Origin of the sequence: Paenibacillus agricola (genome assembly GCF_011440305.1) — a bacterium.
Lineage (GTDB): Bacteria > Bacillota > Bacilli > Paenibacillales > NBRC-103111 > Paenibacillus_S > Paenibacillus_S agricola.
Genome location: NZ_JAAOIW010000008.1, coordinates 258170 through 277500, shown reverse-complemented (window position 1 = coordinate 277500; position 19331 = coordinate 258170). Strand labels below are relative to the sequence as shown.

The 19331-nt window shown below is 42.3% G+C and carries 13 protein-coding genes; 9 read left to right on the top strand and 4 right to left on the bottom strand.

Translation table 11 applies throughout. The features are described 5' to 3' along the window. Positions 1–35 precede the first annotated feature (35 nt). The 4 genes from G9U52_RS22005 to G9U52_RS21990 all read right to left on the bottom strand — a co-directional run bounded on the left by G9U52_RS22005 (position 36) and on the right by G9U52_RS21990 (position 6065). Complete coding sequence (locus tag G9U52_RS22005; RefSeq protein WP_166152801.1) at positions 36–908, bottom strand: carbohydrate ABC transporter permease; 873 nt, start codon at positions 906–908, stop codon at positions 36–38. A 14-nt stretch (positions 909–922) separates the two neighbouring features. Beyond that, positions 923–1879, bottom strand: coding sequence for an ABC transporter permease (locus G9U52_RS22000; protein ID WP_166152800.1), 957 nt, complete (start codon positions 1877–1879; stop codon positions 923–925). A 33-nt stretch (positions 1880–1912) separates the two neighbouring features. Beyond that, on the bottom strand, positions 1913–3478 hold the full coding sequence (locus G9U52_RS21995) for an extracellular solute-binding protein (RefSeq protein ID WP_166152799.1): 1566 nt from the start codon (positions 3476–3478) through the stop codon (positions 1913–1915). A 250-nt stretch (positions 3479–3728) separates the two neighbouring features. After that, complete coding sequence (locus tag G9U52_RS21990) at positions 3729–6065, bottom strand: helix-turn-helix domain-containing protein (protein WP_166152798.1); 2337 nt, start codon at positions 6063–6065, stop codon at positions 3729–3731. Between the two features lie 602 nt (positions 6066–6667). Between G9U52_RS21990 and G9U52_RS21985 the strand changes: the two genes are divergently transcribed. The 9 genes from G9U52_RS21985 to G9U52_RS21945 all read left to right on the top strand — a co-directional run bounded on the left by G9U52_RS21985 (position 6668) and on the right by G9U52_RS21945 (position 19039). Further along, entirely contained in the window at positions 6668–8023 is a 1356-nt protein-coding gene (locus G9U52_RS21985) for an ABC transporter substrate-binding protein (protein ID WP_166152797.1), read from the top strand. 70 nt (positions 8024–8093) lie between these two features. Beyond that, positions 8094–8978: a carbohydrate ABC transporter permease gene (locus G9U52_RS21980; RefSeq protein WP_166152796.1), complete on the top strand. Its 885-nt coding sequence runs from the start codon at positions 8094–8096 to the stop codon at positions 8976–8978. Next, positions 8971–9834, top strand: coding sequence for a carbohydrate ABC transporter permease (locus G9U52_RS21975; RefSeq protein ID WP_166152795.1), 864 nt, complete (start codon positions 8971–8973; stop codon positions 9832–9834). Before G9U52_RS21980 ends, G9U52_RS21975 begins: the two co-directional genes overlap by 8 nt. 24 nt (positions 9835–9858) lie before the next feature. Then, the gene (locus G9U52_RS21970) at positions 9859–11856 is read left to right on the top strand and encodes an alpha-amylase family protein (RefSeq protein WP_166152794.1); all 1998 of its coding nucleotides are present in this window, start codon (positions 9859–9861) and stop codon (positions 11854–11856) included. 25 nt (positions 11857–11881) lie between these two features. Next, positions 11882–12745 (top strand): NAD(P)-dependent oxidoreductase, encoded by an 864-nt coding sequence (locus tag G9U52_RS21965; protein WP_166152793.1) that lies wholly within the window; start codon positions 11882–11884, stop codon positions 12743–12745. Positions 12746–13002: 257 nt separating this feature from the next. Then, on the top strand, positions 13003–14148 hold the full coding sequence (locus G9U52_RS21960; protein ID WP_166152792.1) for an SPFH domain-containing protein: 1146 nt from the start codon (positions 13003–13005) through the stop codon (positions 14146–14148). A 2-nt stretch (positions 14149–14150) separates the two neighbouring features. Further along, positions 14151–14891, top strand: a complete 741-nt coding sequence (locus tag G9U52_RS21955) for a hypothetical protein (RefSeq protein ID WP_166152791.1) — start codon at positions 14151–14153, stop codon at positions 14889–14891. A gap of 24 nt (positions 14892–14915) precedes the next feature. After that, positions 14916–15401 (top strand): TM2 domain-containing protein, encoded by a 486-nt coding sequence (locus tag G9U52_RS41740; RefSeq protein WP_166152790.1) that lies wholly within the window; start codon positions 14916–14918, stop codon positions 15399–15401. A gap of 542 nt (positions 15402–15943) precedes the next feature. Further along, on the top strand, positions 15944–19039 hold the full coding sequence (locus G9U52_RS21945; RefSeq protein WP_207953121.1) for an S-layer homology domain-containing protein: 3096 nt from the start codon (positions 15944–15946) through the stop codon (positions 19037–19039). Positions 19040–19331 lie beyond the last annotated feature (292 nt).

Genomic DNA, 19331 nt, shown 5'->3' with positions numbered 1-19331 from the left:
TCTATAATCCTCCTATAATTTGTAGTAGAACTGCCTTAGCCCTTAACCGAACCGACCATAACACCTTGCACAAAATATTTCTGAACAAACGGATACACGGCAAGAATAGGAGCAATAGCTACAAAAACAACTGCGTACTTAATGTTTTGAGCAATAACCAAAGATCCCATGATCCCGCCCATATCAAGCCCCTGACTTGACATATCACCCTGAATAACAATATTTCGCAAAATTATTTGCAAAGGAAATAAGTCCTTATCATTCAAATAGATTAATGCTGCGAAGAATGCATTCCAATGCCCGACAGCGTAAAACAAAATCATTGTGGCAATAACCGGCGTAGATAACGGAAGCACAATGCGGAGAAAAATGCGCAGCTCGCCTGCTCCATCTATATTAGCCGATTCATGAAGAGAATCCGGTATGCCCTGAAAAAATGTGCGCATCAAAATCATATACCATACATTAATCGCCGTCGGTAGCAGGAGTGCCCACATCGTATTGATCATCCCAAGCTCGTTGACGACCATAAAGCGCGGAATCAGTCCACCATCAAAAAACATCGTAAAAGCAATCAGCAGCGAAAATACACTTCGTCCCCAAAAGCCCTTTCGCGACAACGGATACGCACAAAGAGAGGTCATGCAAAGATTAATCACTACACCAAGAGAGGTATATAGAAACGTATTGCCGTAAGCTCTCATAATAGAAGGATCATTAAACACGATCCTATAGGCTTGCCAACTGATATCGATAGGTGTCCAAATGACATCACCTCTGGAAACGGCAGTCCCTGAGCTAATGGACACAATAAACATGTAATAGAGCGGATAAAGCGTCACGAAAAGCATGCCCAGCATGACAAGCAAGTTAAAGGCATCGAACATACCGAATCTTTTTGTTCTCATGGTCTGCCTCCTCCCTACCAAAGACTCGTTTCACTGAACTTTCTGGAAATTTTATTAGCGGTGACGATCAACGTAAACACTAGCAGTGATTGGACAATACCGACAGCCGATGCGAAACTGAAATCACTGTCAAGCAGACCACGTCGGTAAATAAACGTTTGGATGACATCTCCCGTTTCATAGGTGGAGCCGTTATACAGCAGCAGAATTTTTTCGAAGCCGACAGATAGAATCTGGCCGAGCGTCAGTAAAAACATGATGGTAATGATAGGCTGGATGCCAGGCAGCGTAACGTGTTGTATCTGCCTCCAGCGCCCGGCTCCGTCCAGTGTAGCTGCTTCGTAAAGCTGAGGGTCAACACCAGCCAATGCAGCCAGATAAATAATTGTCCCCCACCCGACCCCCTGCCAGATCTCAGAACTTACGTAAATAAAACGGAACCAATCGGGTTTCATCAAAAACGATATTTTTTCCCCACCGAAAAAGGCCAGCATCTGATTGATCAGACCGTCATACGACAACAGGTTCACAACAATCCCAACGACCACAACGGTGGACAGAAAATGCGGGATATAAGTAATGGTTTGCACAAAGCGTTGGAACAGCCGATGCCGAAGCTCATTCAACAGCAGCGAAAACAGAATCGGCGCCGGGAAATAAAAAATCAGCGAATATACATTCAACAGCAGCGTATTGCGGACTAGCTTCCAAAAATAGGGATCCCATAAAAAAGCTTCAAAATGCTTGGTGCCCACCCATTTACTCCCGAAAAATCCCTTGAATGCATTATAATCCTCGAAAGCCATTAGATTTCCGAACATTGGAATATAGTGAAAGATGATAAAATAAAGTGCCGGAAGTAGAAACATTGCGTAAAGCACCAAATTTTTATGAATCTGTTTTCCAGCGTACTTAAGCCTTCCCTCGCTTACTTGCACGTCAAGCTTTGCTGCCTGTAATGCGTTTTGCATCGGGCCATCTCCTTCCTTAAAACTCCAAACCAATTACTTTCCTACACGGGAGTTGGCATCATTATAAATTCCCTCAATTTCTATAGCGCCTTTATCCTTCAGTTGCTGGATAAAACTGTCATACTCGTTAAACGCTCCATCATCCATGATGAACTTATTCACACTTTGTTCCAGAAGTGTATCTACTTGAGACCGGAGCTTCTTTAGCTTCTCACGTTCTGTTTCTGTAAATTGAGGGTCCAATGGTGGGGCAAACAGCTCGCCTCTGACCTGAGCTGCTTTCACCGTTTTATCCCACTTCAACAGCTCCGGTGGTGAAACAACGGCTTGCGGGCGATCGTCAGCAAGTAGCGCTAAACTCAAAAAACCGGTTCCTATCGTGGATTGCATAGCACGGAAAGGGTCCTGCTTATCTTTAAACTGGTTCAGAAAGCTATCATTGATCACAAACTCACTACCTTTTTTCGTATAATGCTGGCCTTCGATCCCAAAGTTAGTCAAATCGGCGCCCTCTTCACTGTACATGTAGTCCATAAGCTTGACTATTGCAACCGGGTCTTTAGTTTTGGCACTAATGACTTGAACATCGGTTAAATGACCGGATGGGTACATTAAGTTTCTCTTGACACCTTTAGCTGTACTTAACACTGGTAACAAATCGAAATTAGCCTGCGGTTCCTTACTTTGCAGTGATTTCGTAAAGTTGGTCGCAAACGTAATATTATCATGGAAATAAAATGATTTTCCCGAGCTCAGCTTTTCCTGCCACGTTTGCGCGGTATTGACTGCATAATCAGGGTCCAATAGCTGATCCTTATAAAGCTTATGCAAATATTCTAGCGTATCCTTGAATTCAGGTGTTAGGGCTCCGAACTGATACTTCTTTTTTTGAGGGTCATAGTAAATGTTATAGCCGCCGCCAAAGCTGAAAGATAGAATCTCCAGCAAGTTTTTCGCGCCGTTGCGGGTTGTCATGGGGTATGAATCAGGGTATATTTCTTTTAGCTTTTTTAACACTTGATACATCTCATCGAAGGTGGCAGGCGGTTTGATATTATTTTTTTCTAGTAAATCAACACGAATCATCGGCAGTTGGCCATAATCAATCTGCCATCTGTGAAGATAGGGGAAGCCATATAGCTTACCATTGATCATCAATTTTTTGATCTCCGGAGTCGTCTCCATAATTTTTTTGAAATTGGGTGCATATTTATCGATGTAATCGTTAAGCGGCAGCAGTATACCTGTATCGGCAAAGTTCGAAACATCCGTCTGGGAGACCTTCATAACATCTGGAATGTTATTGGTCGCGAATAATGTCTTTTTCTTATCATCAAAATTGCTTCCCGGTACCGCTTCCAGATCAATCTTGACTCCTGTTTTTACTTCAAGCTGCTTAATCACTGCAGAATCCTTAATAATTGGCTGTGCGGGATTTTCAGCTCTCATCCACTTAATGGTAATCGTTGTGGCAGCTTCCTTATTATCGCCAGCAGCTTTATTGTCCGGCTCCTTCGTGATGGAACAGGCGGCTAAAGTTCCTGTAGCGAGAATAGAAGACAAGAGAACGGCAATCGTTTTGTTGGTGCTCTTTAACATGTAGACTCCTCCTCGTATGGCTGTTGTTATTCTATTGCTTGTTACCGAAGCCTCCTCTCGATGCTAATGCGCCTATCTTTGTTCGGAGTAGCTTTACTGTAAACCTTATGGTCGCTATAGATAAAGAGGCAAAGAAACACATCGATGTGCTAAATTTCCGGGTTCACGCCGATGTGTCATTTGTCCACTGTGTTCAATTTTCTGTATTGCCTTATCCATCAAGCTCTCTGTAACGAACCTGATCTATCAATTAGGGACTCTCGCGTTCAAAGGCGATTCGATAATCCATCGGGGTAATGCCTTCATACTTTTTGAATAGTCGTAAAAAGGTTGAGCGGCTGTGAATCCCAACCTTCGTTGAAATATCGCTGATCAACAGACTTGTCTCGGACAAATATTGCTTTGCCTTGTTAATGCGGATCAAACTGATATAATCTGTGAGGTTTTGTCCTGTTGTCTCTTTGAATATACGGGAAATATATTTGGGCGACATCCCCATCTCATCGGCGATCATCTCGAGATACAGGTTTTCCGAGTAATGCTCGTTAATATAGGCCACGATTAGGGGAACCACTTGATTCGTTTTGCGTTTCGGCTTCGTTGCTGTTTGACCGATAATCCGCTGGTAAAACGTTAGCAACAGCTTGGTTCTCGCATGAAACTCATGCGGCAGCAGCCCTTTACTGGAAAATGATAGGTGTTCCTTCTCGGACAGAAAAGAATGCAGATCGAGTTTCTTTCCAGCCAAAAACCGATTTCCGGTACTGAACAACTCCGAGAGCAAAGCATCTAAATATTGATGCGAGGCCCCACGGTTTTTATTCATTTTGAACAATTCATCTACGCTTCTTTCGAGAAACTCAAGGTCTCCGAATTTCAAACCGTTGATGATTTTATTTTCATCCAGAAAGGAATAGTAATAGCTGTGTTCGATTTGTAAATGGGTGGCATCCATGATAACCATATCGCCATGATCCGGTTTATTGCCAATCGCTGTAATGGCTTCATAGTAGGACTTCACGATGTCCTGAATGTCTTGATAGTCCTTGCCTACACCGATAACCATATCGCAATATTTGACATCGTAGCCGAAGGTTTGTTTAATATTTTCGAGGCCTTTCATCAGCTTGCTTTTATCGCTATTCGGGTCCAGTTTAACGATGCTCACATACGTATTCTGCTCATACTCGATCAAATAGCAGATCACGTGCTGCTGCAACACCCCCCAAATCACCTTTTTAAGCTTCTCCAATATGATGAATCGTTCCGTATCCTGAATCTCATCATAAAAGGCATCCCGGAAACGGAACAAGATACAGCAGCATAAATAACGACCATTTTCAAAACCAACCTCTTTCAGCATCCGATAAAATGATTCCTGATGAACAAGCGGAACGCCTCGTATCAGCGAGGTAAAAGCATTATCCAGAAACTCGCTTGAAAACAAGCTGAACCTCCGGTTAGCGATCTCGTTCGTCTCCAGCAATTTCCGGATACCTCTGTCTATCGCCGCCAGCTCGTTGCCCCCCATCTCATCATCCCAGGATTTCGTCGTTTCACTTTGAATCAGCACGTCGCGCATATTGCGAATCGGATTATATAAATTGATGCTGAATATTAAGGAGAGGATTACACCGAACACGATCAGAATCAAGCATACCCAAAAAATAAAGCTTAGCATGCTGGAGGCCTGATAATTATATGCCGTTTCTGGTGTTATGGAATAATACGACCATCCGATAGTTTCGGAAGACACACGGGCTACGAGTGAAGGCTGTCCTTGCAACTTCATCTTTAGTGTTGGGCTCTGGTCTGAATAGAATCCCGCGGTTATTTCGTTAATTTCCGCTTCGCTAAAGGATTCTGTATCTACAATTAAACGACCCTGTTGGTCCATAATAAAAAACCGGGTATCGGGAAAGAGTGAGTTGTCCACCATCAGCTTAGACATCGCATGAACGGATAAATCCGATACCAGCACCGTCATATGCCCCTCTATATATTGAGCGGACAGAATCGGTATGACCTTCTTCTTTGTATCAGATCCCAATGTACTTACATCGCTTGCTTCTAACACTTCAAAATTATGATTGTTAAGCAGTTTATTTTGCCAAAATGATGCCCCATATTTCTCATAACGGCGCACACTATCGAAAAAAAAGTTGAAATCATCTGCACCGTCACTGCGATAAATCCTTTTATTATCGATATATAAATACATAGTATCCACTATCGAGCTCACAATGCTCCGACTGTAGGCAATCGCCGCAATCAGCTGAGGCAGACTGCTTTTATTTTGTGATATAAGTTCCTGATAAGGGTGCAGATTTTGCTGCACAGCGCCATTGAACAGCAGATTCATTTGGGTATACTGCGCCATTTCCAGGTTATCGTCTATTTTTTTAGAGCTTGCCGTTAGGTTGTTAACCAGCTTGGTCGATACATCCTGCCCCAACCATTGAAGCAAATTGAAATAAGCAATAAAGCCTATTACCAAAATTGGAAGCAACAAACAGAGGAAGTACATGAGAATTTTTAAAAATAGCTTATTCTTTCGCATCGCCTTAATCCGATTGTTAATATTCATAGTATCCTCCTTGCCATTGATCTAAAAGTGGATATTTAAAACAACTTCTCTAATCGAATTATAATCGATGTCAGGGTGAAGATGATTAACTATTTCCATGGAGCCGTTTCATATATCCATGTTTAATGCTTCATTTTTCCTACCATGCTTCAACTCTCTACTTTAGCACGTTCAAATGATATCAAAGCGAACTAGAATCGCATCTCGACTCAATAGCCGATGACCGCTACATTCTTGTGGAAGACCGTGCTTACGGCAAGATGGAGCGGTTGGATCGCTATGTGCAAGACGGCCAATCGTTTGTCATTCGCCTTGAAAGACAATGTGTATGTCCTATTAAAATGGCTTTTTGACAAAACGGGCCCTTTTATTAAATACTTCGAATAAAAGGCCTGAAAATCAACAAATGCCACATGAATACAAAAACTGATACTATTAAATTTGTTAAAAGCGCTGTATGTTGAACATAGCAACAGTTCTTAGGCCTACTTTGATTAAGAGTGCACCTTAGTCGGGAAGGCAGATTGATTTAAATTTACAAATTTCATAATGGGAGTTTGAAGAAAAGCAATGCTTAAAAAATTTTTATGGGGGGGATTAATGTGAAAAAGCTGCTTTGCTTATTCATTGTATGTATGATGGCACTTACGTTATTTGCTGGCTGTACCCAGACGACTGTATTGCCTGCTCCGGGATCAGACTCAAAGACAACACCGGCTGCTGCTACAAAACCACCTAAAGCCCAGACTCCTGTGACTCTCAAACTCCTTAGCACAGCTGATGAAGCAAAAGCGATGCCCCAACTTTTGAAAAAGTTTAATGAGACTTATCCAAATGTCTCCATTGAGTCCATTATTGCTTCAACGCCTGACCAATATAATTCAATTATGGCAGCTAAAATTGCTGCAAAGGATGTTCCTGACCTGCTTCTTTATCAAGCAGGTGCAGTTACCGCTCTGTATGCATCTCAAGGGATCATAACAGACCTCACTGACACAGGCTTTATTGATAGAATATCAGCAGGTGACAAAAGCCGTTATTCATACAAAAGCAGAGTGTTTTCCGTCCCGCTTGTTCTGGGCGTTGCGGGTATTATTGTAAATACAGATGTCATGAAAAAATATGGTGTTACCGAGATCCCGAAAACACTTAAAGAGTTTATCGAGATATGCGAAAAATTTAAGAAGGCTGGACTTGAGAGCCCTGTTATTGTAGGCGGCAAAGAGCTTTCCCCAGCTTCTCAATATGTGTATCAATCGATTTATTTGAACATCTATGGGAAAAATCCGAATTGGTATATAGACGTATTAGAAGGCAAAAATAGCTGGAACGGCCCTGAAATGCAGCGAATTATTGACGGCTATGCATCGTTTAAGCAGTACATAAACAAAGATACTCTTGGCCTTGACCTTAATGGGGCTATTAGAAGGCTAGCCCTTGGGGAGGGCGCATACCTTATAAATAATGCGTCCGGACTTGTCGGTCTAAGAGCAGCAAACCCAGATGGTAATTATATGGTTATTCCGCCGCCATGGACAATGGAAGGCACTGACACTTTGGCGAATTCCGACTACGACAATGCTATTTCAATATCATCTTCAACCAAATATCCAGTAGAAAGTTTGGCGTTTGTAGATTTCCTTACATCAAAAGAGGGTGCAGCCATTTTTAACAACGCAACAAAAACCTTCCCATCCGTATTGGGCGCAAAGGTTGATTTAGATCCTGCGTTGACATACGTCTTTAAGAATTATATCGATAATAAAAAATCTGTTGGTTTTTATTCCCGCCAATGGGTGCCGGGCGTTCAAGATGTTATGAAAAAGTCAGTACAGGATTGGCTTGGCGGATTAGATAAGACTACTGCCTTAGACTTCATTGAGAAAGAGCATAAGCGTTTAATGCAGATCAATGCCGAGTATGTTAAAGATTTCTTGCATGATAATCCCAGACATTGATTAAAGTCTACCGGACAACGGAGCACAAACTCCGCTTCGTTGTCCGTATTCTGAACGTGAAGGTGCCGCTATGATCATACAAAAGCTTTTAAAGAATCATACTGTGTTTATGCTGATGCTGGTACCGGCTGTTGTGTTATATCTTATTTTTGTCATCTATCCTATGTTTGGCGGTATGTATTATAGCCTCACGAATTGGACAGGAATGGACGCAAATTATAAGTTTATTGGTCTAGACAACTATCAATCAATTTTCACAGACCCACGGGTATTGGTGCCCCTTAAAAACACTTTTATCTACGCATTTCTTACAACTGTTGTTGTAAACATTATGGCTCTTTTTATTGCTGTTGGCTTGGATAGCGAGATAAAATCAAAAAATATCCTAAGAGTACTCATTTATATTCCTTGCATACTTAGCTCTCTTATTGTTGGCTATGTTTGGAGTTTTATTTTCACAGAACCGGTTGCCCATTTGGGCAAACAGCTGGGTATTGAACTGCTTTCCAATAACATTTTAGGCTCAAAGGCATCGCTTTTTGCAGTTTCATTTGTTACAATCTGGCAAACTGCCGGCTGGTATATGGTCATATATCTGGCAGGATTACAAACTATAGACCAAAACCTATATGAGTCCGCAATGGTAGATGGCGCCTCCCGCTGGCAAAAATTCATATACATAACGGTGCCGTCTATGGTTCCAGCGTTTACTGTGAATTTGGTTATCGCACTCCTGCGTACATTCAAACAGTTCGATCTTATTTTTGCCATGACAAATGGCGGGCCTGGGAATGCAAGCGAGGTTGTTTCTCTTGTCATTTACAAAGAATCCTTTAACAGCTTCCATGCAGGCTATGGATCGGCAGTAGGCGTATTGCTGTTTGCCATTATTGTAGTTTTTTCGCTAATTCAAATATCAATATTTAGAAAAGCGGAGGATAAAGCCAGTGTTTGATAAAAATACTGTAAAACATAAAAAGCCGCTTAATGCTAACCGGGTTTACCTTGTCTTAGTTGAATTAGTGATGATTATGATCGTTCTACTATTTATGTATCCATTTTATATAGTTGTGTCTGTTTCTGTTAAATCCGCAAGGCAGGCACTTATGGACCCGTCCGGTTTCCCCATAAGTTTTCACCTTGAAAACTTTGCCGAGGCTTTCAACACAATGAAATTCCCAACAGTCTTTATGAACAGCTTATTTATCACAGGACTTGGCGTATTAGGCATTGTCTTAATCTCTGCGTTTGCGGCGTATCCCCTGGCAAAAGCAAGGGGGAGGGCTTATGGGATCATCTATTTATTATTTGTCTGCGGAATTATGATTCCTTTTCATATGACACTGGTACCCCTAATGAAGCTTATTGCTGATTTGGGTTTCATGAACTCACGCCTCGGGCTAATACTGGTTTATTGGGGCAGAGACATTTCGTTTTCTATCTTTCTTTATGTAGGCTTCATCAGAGGCACTCCGAGTGAAATCATTGATGCGGCAAAGTTAGATGGTGCCGGAGAATTCCGAACCTTTTGGAATATTGTGTTCCCTTTACTGAAACCAATTACGACGACAGTAGTCATATTAAATTCACTAGATTTGTGGAATGATTTTCTATTGCCTCTGCTTACTATTTCAGATGCAAATAAACAGACTTTACCTCTCTCTCAATACCATTTTCACGGGTCCTTTGGTACTCAATGGCAGCTGGCGTTTTCAGCATACATACTCGCTATGCTTCCTGTGATTATCCTTTATCTATTTCTGCAGAAGAACATTGTAAAGGGTATCGCTTCCGGTGCGCTCAAAGGATAATAATTAATAGAGGAGCTAATATGGATGTGGTGGAATGAGCTTATAACGGTTGTACAGACGAATTTGCAAATAAAGGATGCAGTTAAAATTAAACCGAAGGAATTGGCTGAGCAGGTATACAATATGGGAGCTGACGCGCTGATTTTTAATGTGGGCGGCATCTATGCATGGTACCCCAGTGAAATAAAATATCATAATCATGGAGATTTTTTAGCTGAATACCCTACACTTCTTGAGGAGGTCATCGATGAGTGTCACAAAAAGGGGATGAAATTTATCGCCCGTTTTGATTTTGGAACTGCGGTTGATTACATTTATGATGATCACCCAGAATGGTTTGTCCAAAAAACAAATCGCGAGCCAAACATAATTGGAGCTCATCGCCCTGGTGGCTGGCAGCTTCTTTATCAGACCTGCATCAACGCGCCCTATCGTAACGAAGCTGTTGGCGTGCCTGTGATGCGTGAAGCTCTCACCAAATACAAGATAGATGGGGTTTTTATCAATGGACCTCACCCAAGAAATTGTTGGTGCGACAACTGCAGAAGGAAATATTTGAAGCTTTTTAACGAGAATATGCCGGATAATCCGCGAGAGTTTAATTCAGGGTGGAATACTATCCAGTATAAAGAGAATATATCGAAGTATTACGATGTAATTAAAAAGGTAAATAAAGACATTCCATTAATTTTATACTATATGTTTGAAAATGTTACCGAGGATTGCTTTGTTGCTGATATTATATGCGCTGAGGCAAGGAACTCTTTGTCTGAAGGTCTGACTCAGGTGTGGCAGCCAGCTGTGCGCATGAAGCTGTGCGATATTTTTTCAAAAGGTAATCCTTCATGGGGTTTCGTCCATTCAGCTCCCGGACTTGATTGGCGTCATGTCGGGCTTCCACCGGTTGAGTACGCTTTCTGGCTCAGCCAGATTCCTGCTAATGGTGCAACATTAATCCATTCATTAACCGGTATTCCCGACACCATACTAGATAAGCGGATTATTGACAATGTAACCTGGGCCAACCAATGTGCAAAACTTACTTATCCCGCTATGAAGGGTAAAGTCGCAGTTTCCGATATTGCTGTTCTATATAACGAGATTGATCCCCAATCCAATTCCAATGATGAGTTAACCTGGATGAATGTCTTATTGGATATTCAAATGCCTTATTCCGTTTTAATCGAAAAAGATGCCGTATTTGAAAAGATGTCAGAATTTAAGCTTATTGTCAAACCAAATGGATATAAAATGACAGCAAAAGTTCTTGATAGCCTCAAAGAATACGTATCCTCAGGAGGTAAATTAATTTATGAAGGCAGCATAGAAGATGAGTTTTTAGAAATGTATCCAATGTGCGGCATCAAGCCTTATGGTGTTAGAAGTAGTTATTTAGATGCTTCCTATTTCAGGATGGAGCCTGCTGGAGAGTTTTTAAGTGAAAATGGGCTTGAAAACACCGTGTTTAGTGCACTCCGTGGTGAGGTATTCTACTGTACGCCGGAAAGCGCGGAGCTGCTTGCCACCCTTGTCCCTCCTCATGTTCCAGCAAGTGAAGCATTTACTCCTCCAGAACGGGCGAGTATGCTTACAAGCCATACCCATATTCCAATATGCCTGATGAACCAATACGGGGATGGGCGGGTAGCTACGATTACTTTTGATATAGCAAAGCTTTATGCCGACTACCAAATTGTAGACCATCTGGTTGTGCTTAGAAATTTGATTTATAACTTAATAGGCGCACCTACAATTAAAACTACCTCTATGCAGGGCTTATATATCACAATGTTTGAAGATGAGAATGCAATGGTTGTACATCTGACAAATGGTGCTGGCAAACGACCATTATTGAATGTCACGCCACTATTTAATATTGACGTAACCCTAAACATTACAAGTATCAGCTCGGTAAAAGGATTAATTGTAAATAAGGACATACCATTTGTTAAGAAAGATGACGGCTATCACTTTACAGTAGACCAACTCGATACATGGGAATGCTTTGAAATTATTAAATAATTAATTATGAGAGGAATGTTAGGCAATGAAAAATATTGGATTTATTGGTGTAGGTATTATGGGGAAATCAATGGTACGCAATTTAATTAAAAATGGTTTTAATGTATCCGTTTATACCCGTACCAAAAGCAAAATTTTAGATGTGATTGATGAAGGGGCAATCTGGTGTGACAGTATTAAATCTTGCGTAGAGAACAAAGATGCTGTCATTACTATTGTGGGCTATCCAAAAGATGTAGATGAGGTATATTTTGGCTCAGATGGCATTATTGAAAATGTCAAAAGAGGTGCATATGTGATCGACATGACAACTACAAGTCCAGTACAATCGAAAAAGATATATGCTGAGGCGAAACAACGTGGCATTTTCACCTTGGATGCTCCTGTATCCGGAGGAGACGCTGGTGCTAAAGCAGGCACATTATCCATAATGGTCGGTGGAGATGAGGAGGCTTTTAAAAGCTGTAAAGATATTTTTGCAGCTATGGGCACAAATGTTATTTATGAAGGCGGCGCAGGCTACGGTCAGCATACCAAAATGGCAAATCAGATTGCTTTAGCAGGAGCGATTGCCGGCACAAGTGAAGCTATAATTTACGCCCAAAAGGTTGGCCTTGATGTTGGGACCATGCTTGAAAGTATTAGCAAAGGTGCAGCGGGTAGTTGGCAGATGACAAATAACGGACAAAACATACTTAAAGGCAATTATAATCCCGGCTTCTTTATTAAACATTATGTAAAAGACTTGTTGATAGCAGCTGATGAAGCTTCAAATACGAATCTAGACCTTAGAGTCTTGAATAATGTTTTAGCTATGTATAAAGCTCTTGAAGAACGTGGAATGGGCGATCTTGGCACTCAGGCACTTGTTAAATATTTCGATGAATAGACAATGCTGCAACAGAACTGCGTGACGCATTGCCTAAGTATAACGATATAGTTATGGCGCTGAACGGGGAGTTTGATAGGGTCCCCGGACTGCGCCATTTTTTGCGGATACCGCTATGGGAATATTTGTGTAGGATGGCTCCTGATCACAATGCTATCATCTGACATTTATTGAAATTAATAATTGATTTAAAGAGATAAGGTGTAATACAATTAGGAGACAAAGTTTGGAAGCGGCAAAGTGGGAGTGAGATAATTTTGGCAATTATTGATGTCATAAAATTTAATGGAATAGCCAACCGTAACTGGTTGGTTTATCGGTATCCTGGGGAAAGTTTTGTTTATGGTACACAACTTATTGTCGGTGAAGGTCAAATAGCTGTTTTTGTTAAAGGTGGCAAAGCGCTAGACTTTTTTTCTGCAGGTACCTATACGCTTAACGCCCCAAATATCCCCATTTTGCAATCCTTAATTAATATTCCTTTTGGTGGCAGGACCCCTTTCACTGCAGAAGTGTTCTTTATAAACAAAACCGTGAAACTTGATGTCTTATGGGGAACGAGTGATCCGATCAGTTTAATCGACCCTAAATATTTGGTTAGGATGCGAGTGCGCGCGTTCGGGCAATTTGGAATTAGAATTACGGACTACCGTGTGTTTTTAACAGAGATCATAGGTGCTGTTGGCGATGATCAGATCGTTAAATATGATGCAGTATTGAATTTCTTTAAAGGTGTTACTGTAACTAAGGTTAAAACCATTATTGCAGATACCATTATTAATAAAAAAATTTCTGTGCTTGAAATAGCCCCACTGCTGGAGGATTTATCAGAGACATCTCAGGAAAGCCTTTCCGGTGAGTTTGAGCGCTTTGGCATACAAATTGTCAATTTCAATTTGTCATCGATTAATTTTCCCGATGAGGATTTTGAAACGATTAATAAAATACTTGGTGAAAAGGCCGCTTTCGACATTATAGGAGATAATCGTTATCAGGTTAAACGCTCATTTGATGTCATGGAAGCTGCAGCTGGCAATGAAGGTGGAGGAAGTATAGCATCGGCTGGTATGGGTTTAGGTCTTGGTGCTGGAGCGGGTCTGGCGATGGGTAACTTATTTTCCAACACGGCAGGTAGAGTGATGAATAATCCGGTTAAAGGACTATCATGCAAAAAGTGCGGGGAAATGAATGAGGCAGGAGCTAAATTTTGCTGCAGCTGTGGAGAAAAGATTGCAACTGCCCAAATTGAATGCTACTCATGCAGCACAACAGTGGATGAGAATGCCAAGTTTTGTTCAAACTGCGGCAAATCCATGTTAAATAAAACTTGTCCTGGATGCCACACAGAGAATAAGCCTGGAACCAAGTTCTGTTCAGATTGCGGAACTAAATTGGAGGAGTGAAGATGAGTAATTACAATTTTTCAATAGCCAGATCGCTTAAATTGTTGGGAGTTCTGGTTTTTGACATTGCCGTTATTATGATCTTTATTAGTATGTTCTCCAGTTTGTTTATTCTTGCACCTGTAAAATTAGCTTTAATGTCTATGGTTTTGCTTACAGGGCTATTTTTTTTCAGTGTTTCTGTTATTTTTCCAAGATTATTGTCGAGGGGATACGGCGTTGTTTATCCAATAGCTACTATTATCGTATCCATCATTTATTTGGCTCTTGCTAATCTCATTTCTGTATTCTTTATTGTAGGAAGTACGGTGTGGTACATAGGTTGGGAATTGCTTGCTTTTGCGGGTTTAATCGGTGTACTTTCCGTTTTTTTATTCTTTTCAAAGCGTGAGACAGAGAATGAGTACCAGGTTGAATTAGAGCAGTCGAATAAGACATCCATCCATATGCAGCTAATGTTTATTGAAGCCTCGCTTACTGCAGAACAAAATATCGAGGGAATCTTGCCCATTATTCATTCCTTCAAAGCGTTAAAAGAGCGAATTCATGCTTCGACTCCTTTTGGAAGAATTACTGGAAATAGCGTAGTTTTTGAACTCGAAAATACAATCCGGAGCAATTTGGATTACTTGCAATTATATACGCGTACTAACACATTAGATAAAAATATGGTTGATATTCAGAAACTGATTGATGAAACCCGAGCACTTATTGTCAATAGGGAAGTATTAAATGTAAGATAGTATAAATAGCGAGGAGATGTTATTATGAGCACAAATAACTGCCAAGCATGTGGAGCTCCGGTCGGACCCAATGTAACAGAGTGTAAATATTGCGGAGAAAACATCTCTGTTAGCCAACCTCAATTTTCAAATCAGCAGCAATCTCCAAATTCCTTCTTTCAAACGACGACTTATACTACGTCTAATTCGAACTCTACCATCGATGTCAAAGAAATCATGGAAACCGTGTCGTCTGCCATCAATATGAATAATATGAATAACAACATGAACAACATGAACAATATATATACTTCTAATAAAAGCAAGACAACTGCCGGCATACTTGCCATTTTACTTGGGAGTTTGGGGGTACACCACTTTTATTTGGAGAATATTGGATTGGGAATCGTCTATTTACTTTTTTGTTGGACAGGAATCCCGGGTATCATCGCTTTGATTGAAGGGGTTATTTACCTTGCATCGAGTGAGCAGTCATTTAACAGGAAATACAGAAAAATTAAGCCCTTTTAATTACATAACAGGAATAACTAAGAGTTACTCGAAATAAGATATGCCAGCCTATCGTTGATACAAGGGATAGGTTTTTTGTATTAGAGGTTGAAGTTAAGTAGCCTCCCCCAAAAAATCCTAATCAACACGCGGCGGATTATGGATTTGCTACACATCGGTTCGTCTCCATACTGCAAATCGACAACAACGAAAGGAGCTTTGCCACTGAAATACGGTGGCAGGCTCCTTTTTGCGTTACACGGCATCGGATTAAAAGTCAGATGCAAGGGTAATGATCTTTCAGAATTCTTTCATTGTGCCCTGTTATACTACCAAGTATTGAAACCAATTCAGTGACCGCCATCTAGAAAACTGTGCTCAAATCACTGTTAATCCACCATTTGCATCGTGGAGCCACTTATGCGGTTCAATCGGATGAAGCGGGAACTGGAATTGTGGAGATTTTTTTACTTAGAGGAGGAGAAGGGAATAATGGGAAATCCACGTTTTCAGAGACACGACATCAATAAGGGTTACAGGGGGGAAATATGGTCTATATAAGTATGAAAAAAAGTTTGTTGCTGCTTGTTACTGCCCTACTATGTATACTACCTTTTTGGAGCAGATCGGCACATGCCGATCTTGATGTAGATTACGGAGAATTGGTAGTTTCGGTTCTAGTAGAAGGAGAATGGATCGAGCAAGGCTCGCTGCCTTACGGTCGGTTTGTATCTGAAAAATCGCTTCAACTGAGCGGCACCCAGGCAGACGAGCCCGCGGTAATCAGGGTGCTGCAGCAAGGAGGCGGAAAATCACATCTTGATTCCGTTTTACTTGGAACTCAATCTCCAATCGAGGTAAACGGGGATACAGCTACAGCTGTTCGCAAGCTGGCTACTGCAGACCAAGATTTAATCAATGTCGAAGCATCCGGCATGATCTTGAAGTTTGCTAACGGGAATCCCAGCAGTATATTGAAAGTAGATGCACGTGTTGAACCGGAAGTCATTAGCACCATTCCTTTTCATTATCCAACCAGCAATTTATATAAGGACTTTGATCTCAACTCCGAGTATTATACCTATCCAATTAACTCTTCTCGGGGAAATCTCGTAATGGACGGGCAATTAAATGAAATCTCTTTGCAAGCGCCGTTCTTTCAGCAGTATACCGTACCGGATTCCGGTCATCCGGATGGTGTAACGTATGGATGGGTATGGAATGACGATGAAAATTTGTATGTCGCCATTGATTTTACTCCTGACAATACATTTGACGGGGACGCGGATTATACGAAAGTTTATGTTAAAACGAGCTCCGGTGTCAAGGAATTTAAGGTATCCGTTCCCGAAACGACCTGGGGCCAACAATTTTTTACGTATTCAGACAAGGTATCCTATCAGCATAAAGTATACGAGTACCAAATTCCTTTAACCAACCTAGAAATTGCGGCGGATCAAACCGAACTTCAACTGGGCTTTGCAGCCTATGGGACGGCCGCCGCTGGTAATGCAACAGACAATGATCAGACTAAGGTGGGTATAGACGGAAGAGATATTTCCGTTACATGGGAGTTTTGGCACCTTAGCCTTGATTCGGATAAAGATAGATATACGTATGATATTTATATGTTGCCATCAATATTGACGCGGATTCCTGATCTTGCTAGCGATAAGCCTATCAATAAATCTCCTATCCCTTACGGGATTAATAAGGATGAGGCTGAGGGATGGAATTGGACAGGCTCTCCCACCGATACTCTGGACAGCACGAAAATGCCAATGGCCGGAGGCGAATATAAAATTTTCATTTATACAAATTTCAATTCTTCTCCTCCAGACGGTGTTTGGGTCTACAATACTCCCGGTTATCCAATAAGCTATTCAATAACGCTCCAAACCGATGTCGATGCTTCTAAATTTGCCGTTGTAGATAACTACACGGGAACGCAGGATAAGCTCCAAAGCGTTGTGAATGCAGTAGGAGCAAATTTGCCGGTAACAGCTTATTTATGGACGGATAGCAATACCAATAGCTCAGTTGATGCCGGAGAATTAGGACCGGCCATCTCTCTTGGAACGAGCGCTGCGGACGGATCGGTGGCCGCGGCCAACATCGGCGATTTAACCGCCGGAACTTATAAATTTGTTATCACCGCAACCGATAACGGAATCGAATCTACCAAAGACGCAGCACATGCCGTCACGGTAACCTTAACCAAGGGAGCGCTTCCTCTGGAGATGACGTTGAACAGCATATCGAGCAGCAATCCGACGGCCGGAGTGGCCAAAGTAGGCGACACCGTGACCGTGACGTTTACATCTAATAGGGAGCTTAGCGCTCTTCCGGACGTATATATCGGTAATTTTGGAACTGCAATAACCGCCACGAGCGTTAGCGGCAACGTGTACAGCGCAGCGCGTACGTTCACGGCTAGTGACAGCGAAGGGGATATGCGCATTTACATCTCTGCAAGTGCTCCCGGTACAAGTAAAACAGTGGATACGACAACGGACAGCAGTGGTAAGAGTGTGAATTTCGACAAAACATCTCCAGCAGGAACATTGAGCATTAACGGCGGAGCGGCGGCGACCAACTCGGTATCGGTTACTCTGACCGTGACAGGCGAAGATCCCGATGGGATAGGAGCGCTTATCTTGACAAAAGCAGAAAAGCAGCCGATATGGCTTGCGTCAAGTAACGATTTGATCCTGCGGGAGCTGGCTGCTTCCATGAAGCTGGCAATTTCGCTCCCTCCATCGGTCCCGGGAACAGGCAATGTCCAGATGTCGTTCTCCAACGACGAGGTGACTTGGAGCGCATGGGAGCCGGTTGCCGGAACGAAGCCATGGACATTATTAGCGGGTAACGGTACCAAAACTGTGCACATGAAGCTCAAGGATGCAGCAGGCAACGAGACGGTGACAGCAATTACCGCCTCCATCGAATTGAAATTGCAGGAGTCGTTGCAGGAGTCGTCTTCTTCCGGAGGAAGCGACAGTTATCAGCAAAGTGAACCGATCACAGTCAAAGAACCCATCAAAGTGGAAATGGAAGACGTGAAGCCAGAGGTGGAGAAGCAGCATAAAGCGTATATCTCCGGTTATCCAGACGGTACATTCGGTCCGGAAAAAAGCATTACCCGCGCTGAAATGGCAACCCTGCTGTTCAGAACATCCGAGAAAGCAGCCAATAAAGCCCACTTCACTTACACGGATATCGCTTCGAATCACTGGGCCCAAGTGGCTATCGAGCAAGTGACGAAAATGGGCTTAATGGAAGGTTATGCGGATGGAAGTTTCAAAGCGGAGCAGATGATTACCCGCGCTGAAGTTGCCGTGATCTTATCCCGATTGCTGAGCAACACTCCAAGCAGCGGCGAAAGCTTCCCAGATGTAAAAGGGCATTGGGCCCAGTCAGCCATTGAGCAATTGAAGGTGACTGGCATTATCAGCGGTTATGCGGACGGTATGTTCCGTCCTGAGCAGCCAATGAAGCGTGCTGAGGTGGTTGTGATGGTCAATAAGTTGCTAGTTCGAGGGCCATTAACTACTATGGCCGCTAAATGGTCGGATGTTCCGAATGATCACTGGGCATTTGGACAAATTCAGGAAGCATCAATCGATCATGCTTCCGAGCAAAAGGCAAACGACAAGTAATCATTCGATTCCATTGTCCTTGAGGGAGCCTTAAGTGGCCCCCTCAAGGATCTTTAGTATTACGCTGCGGAGAATTGTGGATTTGCCACACAACGGATCGTCTCCAAACTGCAAATCCACAACAACGAAAAGGAGTCTGCCACTGTAAGTACGGTGGCAAGCTCCTTTTTGCGTTACACAGCGTCGCCGCTGAGGCGAAACAGCTCTTGCTTGACTACGGACGGACGTGGCGAAATCCTCGTGGTTGGTCGTGTCTACAGGCCAACAATACCTGGTTTCTTCTGATCTCCAC